The 10,539-nt window shown below is 35.7% G+C and carries 9 protein-coding genes and 1 pseudogene; 5 read left to right on the top strand and 5 right to left on the bottom strand.

What is annotated here, in order from left to right; translation table 11 throughout:
- From LS64_RS11020 to LS64_RS11000, 4 genes are all read left to right on the top strand, one after another.
- A partial coding sequence (locus tag LS64_RS11020; RefSeq protein ID WP_138127355.1) for a valine--tRNA ligase occupies positions 1 to 2,476 on the top strand: 2,476 nt, incomplete at its 5' end.
- A gap of 74 nt (positions 2,477 to 2,550) precedes the next feature.
- Positions 2,551 to 5,043 (top strand): hypothetical protein, encoded by a 2,493-nt coding sequence (locus tag LS64_RS11015; protein ID WP_064773718.1) that lies wholly within the window; start codon positions 2,551 to 2,553, stop codon positions 5,041 to 5,043.
- Between the two features lie 28 nt (positions 5,044 to 5,071).
- Positions 5,072 to 6,439, top strand: coding sequence for a GNAT family N-acetyltransferase (locus tag LS64_RS11005; protein WP_034572184.1), 1,368 nt, complete (start codon positions 5,072 to 5,074; stop codon positions 6,437 to 6,439).
- A gap of 174 nt (positions 6,440 to 6,613) precedes the next feature.
- A complete protein-coding gene (locus LS64_RS11000) occupies positions 6,614 to 7,438 on the top strand; it encodes a putative sugar O-methyltransferase (RefSeq protein WP_052062511.1) in 825 nt (274 codons plus the stop codon).
- Positions 7,439 to 7,441: 3 nt separating this feature from the next.
- Here LS64_RS11000 and LS64_RS10995 read toward each other — a convergent pair whose 3' ends face one another.
- Both LS64_RS10995 and LS64_RS10990 read right to left on the bottom strand, forming a co-directional pair.
- Positions 7,442 to 7,627 (bottom strand): hypothetical protein, encoded by a 186-nt coding sequence (locus tag LS64_RS10995; RefSeq protein ID WP_034572186.1) that lies wholly within the window; start codon positions 7,625 to 7,627, stop codon positions 7,442 to 7,444.
- Positions 7,628 to 7,656: 29 nt separating this feature from the next.
- Positions 7,657 to 8,358: an SDR family NAD(P)-dependent oxidoreductase gene (locus LS64_RS10990; protein WP_052062512.1), complete on the bottom strand. Its 702-nt coding sequence runs from the start codon at positions 8,356 to 8,358 to the stop codon at positions 7,657 to 7,659.
- A 154-nt stretch (positions 8,359 to 8,512) separates the two neighbouring features.
- On the opposite strand from LS64_RS10990, the gene LS64_RS10985 reads away from it, so the two are divergent.
- Positions 8,513 to 9,163, top strand: coding sequence for a TetR/AcrR family transcriptional regulator (locus tag LS64_RS10985; RefSeq protein ID WP_052062513.1), 651 nt, complete (start codon positions 8,513 to 8,515; stop codon positions 9,161 to 9,163).
- 100 nt (positions 9,164 to 9,263) lie between these two features.
- On the opposite strand, the gene LS64_RS10980 is transcribed toward LS64_RS10985, so the two are convergent.
- From LS64_RS10980 to LS64_RS14060, 3 genes and pseudogenes are all read right to left on the bottom strand, one after another.
- Complete coding sequence (locus LS64_RS10980) at positions 9,264 to 9,488, bottom strand: hypothetical protein (protein ID WP_118949320.1); 225 nt, start codon at positions 9,486 to 9,488, stop codon at positions 9,264 to 9,266.
- 104 nt (positions 9,489 to 9,592) lie between these two features.
- The gene (locus LS64_RS10975) at positions 9,593 to 10,354 is read right to left on the bottom strand and encodes a DNA-methyltransferase (RefSeq protein WP_034574267.1); all 762 of its coding nucleotides are present in this window, start codon (positions 10,352 to 10,354) and stop codon (positions 9,593 to 9,595) included.
- Positions 10,354 to 10,515, bottom strand: a pseudogene (locus LS64_RS14060) (BsaWI family type II restriction enzyme); the annotation flags it as partial. The gene LS64_RS10975 and the pseudogene LS64_RS14060, both read right to left, overlap by 1 nt.
- Positions 10,516 to 10,539 lie beyond the last annotated feature (24 nt).

Genomic DNA, 10,539 nt, shown 5'->3' with positions numbered 1-10,539 from the left:
GGGGTTTGGGGGGTTGCAAGGGGGGATAAGGGGGAGCGACTTCGCAATTCAAGCCCCCCTTGTCCCCCCTTGCGAACGTGTGGATTCAATAAACAAAGAATTATCAAAAAATATTAAAGAATCAAACGACTTTGTCAATTCGCGAAGCGAAACAAAAAACGTGGATAATAAAAAAGATTCTAAAGATTCTATAGATTCAAAAAATTCACAGAATCTAGATTCTACAAACGTGCAAGATTCTAAAAACCTATCGCCCACCCACCACCCTATTAATAATATAGATTCTAAAACCGCCCACAATAAAAATTACATTATCGTGGCGACTACCCGCCCTGAGACATTTTTTGGCGATACCGCCGTAATGGTAAATCCAAATGATGAACGCTACAAACACCTAATCGGCAAAAAAGTAAAACTTCCCATAATCAATAAAGAGATTCCCATCATAGCGGACGAGCACGTTGATATGGAGTTTGGCACAGGTGCGGTAAAGGTCACTCCAGCACACGATATAAACGACTATGAAGTCGGTCTCCGCCATAATTTAGAGCAAATTGTAATCTTTGATACAAAAGGCATTTTGAATGAAAAATGTGGCGAGTTTGCAGGGCTAGAACGCTTAAAAGCAAGGGATTCTATCGTGGCAAAACTGCAAGAGCTTCACGCTATCGAAAAAATCGAAGATTATAATAACAAAGTTGGCACGTGCTATCGTTGCGGCAATATCATTGAGCCGTATATTTCTAAGCAGTGGTTTGTGAAAGCCGACATTGCAAAGGGTGCGATAGAGCGTGTCAATCGTGGTGAAGCGAAATTCTATCCGCCGCAGTGGATAAATAATTATAATGCGTGGATGCGTGATTTACGCGACTGGTGCATAAGTCGGCAGCTTTGGTGGGGGCATCGCATTCCTGTGTTTTATTGTGAGTGTGGGGCGGAATTTGCAAGTGTGGAAAGCAACCCAACTTGTCCAAAGTGTAATTCACAGAATCTAGATTTTATAGAATCTAATTCGCAAGATTCTAAAGAAATACAGAATCTAGATTCTAAAAAAGATTCTAAAAACCTTTCGCCCACCCACCACCCTATTAATATAGAATCTAAAAACAAAATCCACCAAGACACCGATGTCCTTGATACTTGGTTTAGCTCTGCGTTATGGAGTCATAGCACACTAGGCTTTGCAAATGGCGAATTTGGTCGCGGCACACTTTGGCAAGATAGCGATTTAAGCGAGTTTCATCCTAATTCATTGCTTATAACAGGCTTTGATATTCTTTTCTTTTGGGTAGCGCGAATGCTAATTGCCGCAGATTCTAACCTGCACCAAATAGCCTTTAAAGATATTTACTTACACGCCCTAGTCCTTGATTCTAAAGGACAAAAAATGTCTAAAAGCAAGGGCAATGTGATTGACCCGCTCGCACTTTGCAGGCAGTATAGCCCAGATATTGTGCGGTTTAGCCTTGCGTATTTGTGCGTGCAGGGGCGCGATATAAGGATGAGTGATAAGCAGCTTGAAATCACGCGAAACTTTACAAATAAACTAGCAAATGCGATGAAATTCCTGCAACTTTATGCAGGTCAGCAAGATTCTAACTACACATTTAAGGAACGCCAGAATCTAAATGAGTATAAAACCCCGCTTGGAATCTATATGAAATCGCGGCTGAATCTTGCCATTACCGAAGCACGTGAAGCCTTAGAATCTTATCGCTTTGATTCTTACGCGAGTGTGGTTTATCGCTTTTTGTGGAGTGAGTTTTGCGACATCGGCGTGGAGTATGCTAAGGCTGATAAGGTGAGCGTTTTTGAGCTTGCTAGCGTGCTAATAGAATCTATGAAAATGCTGCATCCGCTTATGCCTTTTATTAGCGAGTTTATTTTCCATTCGCTTTTAGGGCGTGATATTGAGCGTGGTTTGGGCGACTTTGATTCCATAATGGTCGAGGCTTTTCCAGCCGATTTTAGCCGCGATTTAGGCATTGAGGAGACTTTTGCTATTTTGGGCGATTGCATTACGACAATTCGTAGGATGCGAGTGAATCTTGAGCTAGGTGGAAGTGAGCTAGAGCAGGTTTATATCGTGCCACTAGGCGATATTTCACAGGCGGACACACTGCATAACAATGTTTCGCTTCAAGAGCTAGGGCTAAAATTTATCGGCAAGCTAGCAAAGGTCAAACGCGTATTTGTGCGCGATACTAAGCCGCTTGATTGCGTGAGTGATATAGGGCAGTTCGCACAAATCTTTATAGAATCTAAAAACCTAGATATTGATGGACTAATGAAGCGGCTAGAAGCACAAAAATCAAAGCTAGAAAAAGAAATCACAAAGCTAGATTCTATGCTAAGTAATGAAAATTTTATCAAAAACGCCCCTTTGTCCGTAGTAGAATCTAACCGCACCGCTTTAACCGAACTCCGCACCAAACTAAATAAAATCACGGAACAACAAACGACCTTAAAAAACTAGATTCTATAAATCTACATACAATCTTAGTATAATTTTTACGATAAATTCATATTTATAGAATTTAAAGGCGAGAGATGAGCGAAGAAGTAAATTACAAAGTCAAATTTGCAAATAAGTATTTTGATAATGGGGAATCTTGTGAGTATGATATAAATAATATCGATGTGATTGTAAGAAATAAGCTAAATAAGCCTGTCCTTTATATAGAATCTAAATATCAAATACTAGATAAAAACGCATATAGAAAAGCCCTAGCACAAATTATTCTAACAAATAAAAAGCAAAAAGATATACTAGATAAAGTAGCTTTAATTTATTTAGATTCTAATAATGATGACATTTTAGAGCTAATAAGCTGCGATGATAGCGTAATGTTTAATAATGATATTAACTGGAATGCTGAAACTCCTAGCACTCCAAGCAAAGATGCGATTGATAGAATCAATGATAGATTAGCACCAAAAACAATACTTAAAGATGGTAAAAAGGTAAAAATCCCACGCATTTCAGTTTATAAAAATGATGAAATAAAGCAAATTTATAAAAGCCTAATGCAAGGGCAAAGTCAAATCCACATTACTACAGATAATGCTATTTTGGTTTATAATGAATGGAAAAATAATGTAGAATTTGTAGAGCCTGTATTAAACGAGCAAGATTTAATCAATCTTTTTTTGGTAGATATGCTAGATGGCACAAAATACAAAAAAGAGATAAAAGAAGGTTCTGCAGCACAAGGTGAAGTAGATAGCATTGAGCGAGAAGGCACACAGCTAAATAACTACGACTATTCTTATGATAAGCAAGGCAATGTAGAAGCTATCAAATACACTACTAATACAAAATACACTAATAGTGAAAATAGCAAAGTAGAATTTTATCCTATAAAAAATATGCAAGATTATAATAACTTTTGGGCGAAATATGTCCGCCCACCAACTAAGCAAGAGTTTTTAAAGATTTTGGAATATTCTGCACGATTTTATAGTGATAATTATAGACGAAATACAGGGGGAGAATATACGCCTAGCTGCTTTGTAGAATTGCAAAATAAGATTCTAAAAAAGCATTATAACTTAAATGAATTTTTAGTATTTGACCCATGTGCGGGAGTAGGGAATCTTGAAAATGACTTTGGGAAAGAATATAAAGAATCTTGTTACTTAAGCACATTAGAGCAAATAGATGTGGATACTTGTTTGATTAAGGGATTTGATAATGTGGTAAGGTTTGATTATTTAAAAGATTCTAAAGAGCCTTTATTTATGCATGGGGGACAAAATACTTATCGCACAATAAGTGAAATTTGCAAAAAAGAAAATAAAAAGCTAATGGTAATAATGAATCCACCCTATCAAAATAAAAAAGATTCTAAACATAACACAGCTATACAATTTTTTAATAAAGTGATAGAAAAAACAAAGCCACAAGTGATAGTTTTTTATTATATGACAGAATCTTTTTTACGTGATGAGATAGAATCTTATATCAAAAGTGGCTATAAAATAGTTAGCCATTGCTTTAGTAATGCTAAAACTACATTTGGACTAAGTGAATGGAGCATAAGTCAAATAATTTTTGATAAAGATAATGGAAAAGAAATTAATAAAGATTCATTTAGTGCTAGTCGTTATGAGCCAGATTCTAAAGATTTAGAAATTGCAAAACTGCATTTTGTTAAAAAGTATAGATATGATTTGAAAAAGCCTTGTTTAATCGATGAAATACAAAAGGCTATAAAAGAGCATCAAAAGGGAATGATTTTAGGCGATTATAGCTACCTTGCAGGATGTATAAATCTAACAAATAAGACAAATACAAATAGTTATATCACAGCCCTTAATTTAAAATACTGCCTTTTAAGTAGGGGGCTAATTTTTAACGACCACAATAAATATTTTGAAAGAAATAAATATATTTTTAAAGGTAAGATGAATAAAATTTCAAATGAATTATTTGGCGATGCGGTTATGTTTGCTTTATTTTTTAAAAATTGTGCTTTTAGTAATAAATATATTATTGATAGTGATGGTAATAAAGTCAAACTCAAAAACTACATTATGCCTTTTACGCACGAAGAATTAGGCTGTCCTAGAAATGCTTTAAATGTGCTATATCCTGATGAAGCCGCCTTTGTAGATAATGTATTCCACGATACAAAAGAAAAGCCCTTTGATTTTAGAATCTTTTTAAAACAATTTGAGTTTAGTAAAGAAGCAAAAGATTTATATAAAGTGGCGTTAGAAGTATTTAGATTCTATCACAAGAATAAAGAATATGAAAATAAAGACTTTAACGATAGCTACTATGATATTACAAACGCAATAATGCAGCGAGACCCACTTAGCTTTAAAGTAACAGAATATAGACAATACAAACTTATACATACAAAATCCACAAAAGGCTCAAAAGGCTTTGGACGAAACACTATAAAATATGTAGTAAATAGCAAATACCACGATATTTTTAATCACTTTTTTGACACTCGCGATAATCTAGCACGTAAAATAAACAAACAACTTTTAGAATCTAACCTACTTTTATGGGAGCGCGAAAATTTATATTAGATTCTATAAATTTATAAAAAGGACAGGTATGAAAAAGTCAAGGATAAAAGAGCGGCTGGTGATGAAAATGCTTGATACAAGCCACATTGAGCAGTTTAATGAGCTGCTGCGGTATGCTTTTCAGGTCACTGATAGCGACTTGCTTTTTACGGGCTGGAGTGATGATTCTATAAAGCGTTCCAAATATCCTATTTTGCAGCACGCAAAGGTTTTGGGCTGGTTTGATAAGGGGGTGGATTGCAAAAATTCGCAAGATTCTAAAGAAAATACAGAATCTAAGTTACAAAATTCGCAAGATTTTAATCATAATATTATAGAATCTAAAACTAGCCAAAATGAAAAGTTAGTATCTCAAATCGCGCTTTATCCTATGAAAATGAATATTTATAACAAAATCTTTGATATGGGCGGCATTACAGGAGTGGCGACGTATCCGGAGTATAGCGGCATAGGGCTTATGGCTGATTTGATGAAAGAGATTCTAAAAATTATGCGTGATAATCGCCAAAGTATTGCGTGTCTTTATCCGTATTCGATACCTTATTATCGTTCGCGCGGCTTTGAGATTGTGAGTGATAAAATGACTTTCACTATCAAAGATAATCAGTTCCCAAAGCCCCCAGCCGTCAATGGTATGATGCAGCGTGTGAAAGAAAATCACCCCGATTTGATTGCCCTGCATAATGAGTTTGCACTGCAGACGCATGGCTGCCTTGTGCGTGATGATTTGGCGTGGAATGAGTATTGGCGGTGGGATGTGGAGGACACGATTGTGGCGATTTATTATGATGAAAATGACAAGCCAAGCGGCTATATCGTGTATCTGCTGGAAAATGATATTTTTAAGATTAAGGAGATGATTTATTTGAATGAAGAGGCACGTCATGGGCTTTGGGGCTATATCGCGGCGCATAAAAGTATGTTTGAGCGAATTGAAGGGGCGAATTTTAGCAACCACAGCCTTGCATTTTTGCTAGAAGATGGGCATATTAAGGAGAGCATTAGTCCGTATATTATGGCGCGAATTGTCGATGTGGCGCAGTTTTTGGAGCAGTATCCTTTTGATAGGGCAGAGTCGGTGTTTAGCCTTTGTTTTATCGTGCGTGACCCGCTTTTAGAGTGGAATAACCTGGCTTTTATTTTGCATTTTAATTATGATGATTTTAGGCTTGAGATGATAGAATCTAGGGCACTAGATTCTAAAAATCATAATTTTGAATGTGAAAACTTAGAAATAATAAAACTAGACATACAAACACTAACCACAATGCTACTAGGCTACAAACGCCCACTATACCTGCGTAGCATAGGTCGCCTAAATGCTAGCAACGCCGCAATCGACAAACTAGAAGAAATCCTGCCAGAAGGCAAAGCATATTTTAGTGATTATTTTTAGAATCTAGATTCTAAATATTTATTACATTCTAAATGCTAATTTTTTACTTTTCGTAACATCAAAATAAATTTTTGTAAAATTTTCTTTCAAATTTACTTTTCATTTTCTGTCTGTTTTTTTTTTTTTTGTATCTTGAATTTTACAATATTTTTAGTAAAAATTCAAGGAGAAACAATGGGTCTAAGGACAAAAATAAAAAAACTAGCTCGTAAAATAAGCGGTAAAAAGCAAGAACAAACAAGCGAAATCTACAACACAAGCCTTACTGATAGCAACACAAGTGATTATCCTAGCTTTTGTCTAAGAGCCGCAAGTGACGAAAACACATTCAACACTTTTCGCACAAATCCAGCCTACACACGCGTTTTAGAGCATGTGAGCTTTAGTGATGGCAAGCGATATTTGGATGTGATAAAGAAACGGAAAATGTTTAGTGAGCGGGATTTCAAAGAGTTTGCTAAGAATGATTATTATGGTGGTGCGGTGACTTACTTTTATGATGGGTCGGGTCAGTTTAGCCCTACGACACTGCGGTATATCAAGGTTTTGAGCGATTTGATAATGGAATTTGGCGATTTATCAGGGTTTAGAATCTGCGAGATTGGCGTGGGATATGGCGGGCAAGCAAGGCTAATTCTTAGTCGCTTTGATGTGAAAAGCTATCAGCTGCTTGATTTAGATTCTGTCCTTGCGTTAGACAAGCGGTATTTAGGGCATTTTGGCGATATAGAATCTAAAATTATTTATGGTTTGCAGGAGCAAAATGAGTGCGATTTGCTAATTAGCAACTACGCATTTAGCGAGCTTCGCGGCAGTGTGCAAGATATGTATGTCTCGCATTTAGGGCACATGCCGCATGGCTACATCACTTTTAATGACATCGCTGCGCCGGGCTTTAATCATACTTTGATTGAATATCCAAAGCTTTTTAACGCCGATATAAAAATCAAAGATGAAATCCCACAAACACACGAAAATAATAGAATCTTAGTGTGGTAGATTCTACAAATACCCCTTGCAAATTTCATTACAATATTCCCAAATGGCGTTCATATCCTCTTGTCTGCGGTATTTTTCCTTGATATTTTTCACTTTTAAATTACCAAAAAACTCGGCTGTAACATTTGTTACATCCGTAGAATCTGCGAGATACACACTTGTTGCAGCCGCCTTTTGTAAGCTCCACATAAAAGGCATCCAAATAATAGCCAAAATTTTTAAGGCAAAATTATTCGCCGAAATGCGACCAAGCTCGTAGCACCCGCCTCCAAAGTGTTGAATGTGACGCCATTTATCCCCATTTGCGCGAACTTTTGCATTATCCAGTATTCATACCTTTTGCTTACGCCATAAGCGCGAAAAAGTGAGTAATTTTTGCTAAATTCAATATCATTTTTATCAAATTTTCCAACGATAAATGAGCTAGAGCTAACCGCGATTACACGGGCATTTTCGCCATTAGATTCTATATTTTTAGAACCCTTAGATTCCATATTTTTAGAATCTAGTTGCAAAGAATCTTTTTGTGGTAATTTTTTTTGCAAAAGCGGCATTAACAAATGCGTCAAAAGAAAGGGCACAAGCACATTTATAGCAAAAGTTTTTTCATGCCCCTCGCTTGTAACCTCGCGCACACTGCCAAATTGCGCACCCGCATTATGCAGCAAAACATCGATTTTATCAAATTTAGATTCTATCATTTTGGCAAATTTTGCAATCTCACTTTTAAGTGATAAATCCGCCGCAAAGGCGTAAATATCGCTATTTTGGCTCTCAGCCTTTAAAGATTCCAAAGTCTCTTTTAGCCGATTAGAATCTCTGCCATGAATGATAATTTTATGCCCCATTTTTGCAAGGGTTTTGGCGGTCTCTTTTCCTATACCAGAATTTGACCCTGTGATTAAAATTACTTTTTGCATTGCATTTCTCCTTAAATTATGATAGAATGTAACATTTGTTACATCCTAAAATTTTATCAAAAAAATTCTAAATTTTATAGCTTAGAATCTTTAACAAAAAGCATAGAATCTGTAACATCACTTAGATTCTATAATTTAGCCTAAGGAGTAAAAAATGGATAGCAAAAAGTTGGAAATATTGCAACAAAATAACGCAGAAAGTAAGTCTTTGGTTAAAAAATGTTTGCAAGATTCCCTATTAGAATTAATGCAAACTAAGAAGTTTGAAAGCATTAGCATTACTGATATTGCAAGGCGGGCGGGCGTTTCGCGTAATGCGTATTATAGAAATTATGATAGCAAAGAGGCGATTTTAGAGGAGCTTTTGCAAAAAATTGTGATTGAAAGTAGCAGTGAAATGGCGAAATTTGACCCGATTTTAGAGACAAAACAAACATGGATTGCCCTTTTAAATATTACAAAAAAATATTATAAAGAATATAAAATGCTGATAAATGCGGGACTTTCACAGGCTATACAGGATACTTTTGTAAAGAATTTGCATAAAAATACAATGCGTGATTTTTCGCAATCTTTGCATAATTTAGATTCTAAAAAGTTAGGAAATATGGAATTTTTTAATAATAAAAGTTCAAACAAAAGTGCGATTTTTTACTCAAATCACTACTATATCGGTGGGATTTGCTCTACCCTTTTTGCGTGGATACAAAATGATATGAATGAAAATGTAGAAACTATCGCAAATATCGGCACAACCATAATGCAGCAGGGCATAAAAAGCCTTTTGTTATACAATTTTGAGTGATTAGATTCTATAATTTCATTAGATTTTATTAATGGCTGCGTGGGCTTTGGCATAAAAGTTTGGGAAATTTTGGTCGCAACGAAATTTTTTATAGAATCTTTTATGCTGTGATGGGCGTTTGGTTTTTAGAATCTTGCGACAAACTTGCGAGTTTAGATTCTATAGAATCTTTTTTCACGTCTTTAGTAATCTTAGAATCTACATTTTTAGATTCTAAAAGCTTAGAATCTACACTCATCCCCAAAACACCACGCGCCAAACTATCACACAAACTATCGGTATTTCCGCCCTTTATAGGACTTCTATTTAATATTAAAACCTGCATTTTTACACTCCTTAAAAGAATTTAAAAAATTTGTGATATTATAAAAGATGACACTTTGTGTCAGTCAAGAGATTTTTGTAAAAAATGTAAAAAATTTATAGAATCTAAAACAACCCTTTTTCTTTTAAGATTCTATCTTTAGCAAGTTCGCAGTAAGTTTTATCAATTTCAATGCCAACGCCTAAGCGATTATGTAGCATAGATTCTAAAAGCGTAGTCCCGCTACCACAAAAAGGGTCTAGCACCACATCGCCCACATAAGAAAATAGCTTTATACACCGACGCGGCAGCTCACGTGGAAAGGGCGCAGGATGCCCAACTCGCTTTTTACTCTCACCATTAAAGCTCCACACTCCATTAGTCCAAGCCATAAATTCATTTTTTGTTATATCGCTAGTGCCTTTAGAATCTTTTTTCCATTTATCCTTATATAGCACCAAAATAAGCTCCACAGGCGCGATAACATAAGGCGCAGACGCAGACATCCAGCTCCCCCACGCTGTGCGGCGCGAGATATTGCTCTCATTCCAAATGATTGTGCTATGGTATTTAAAGCCCACGCTTTTAGCAATGTGCGTAATATCCGCGCCCACACTTTGCTGCCCGCCCTTATTTTTATCTAAGGGGATATTAAGGCACATTCGCCCCGAGCTTTTAAGCCAAAAATAGCAATTTGCAAGCCAGCTTTGCGTCCATTGTAAATATTCATCATAGTTCATAGAATCTTCATTTGAGTTATACTCAATGCCCACGTTATATGGCGGACTTGTAACAATTAAATCAATGCTACTAGATTCTAAAAGATTTTTATTTAGGGTAGAATCATTATACAAAAATATGTTATTACAAGAAAAATATGGACTAATCATACTAGATTCTTTAAATCATCGACTAAAGATTCTATCCCTTTTATCTTAGGTGTAGAATCAAAACTCTCTTTTGCCAAATATATACCATCTAGCTCATATTCCATTACAATTCGCGACTTTTTTATATTGTGTAAAAAGCTAATTTCATCGTCATTATCAGTGCAAAAATCAGCAATAAGCAA

The sequence above is a fragment of the Helicobacter saguini genome, from assembly GCF_000762875.2.
Taxonomy (GTDB): Bacteria; Campylobacterota; Campylobacteria; order Campylobacterales; family Helicobacteraceae; genus Helicobacter_A; species Helicobacter_A saguini.
Note: the sequence above shows the minus strand (reverse complement) of the source record. Positions and strands in the feature narration are given on the sequence as shown.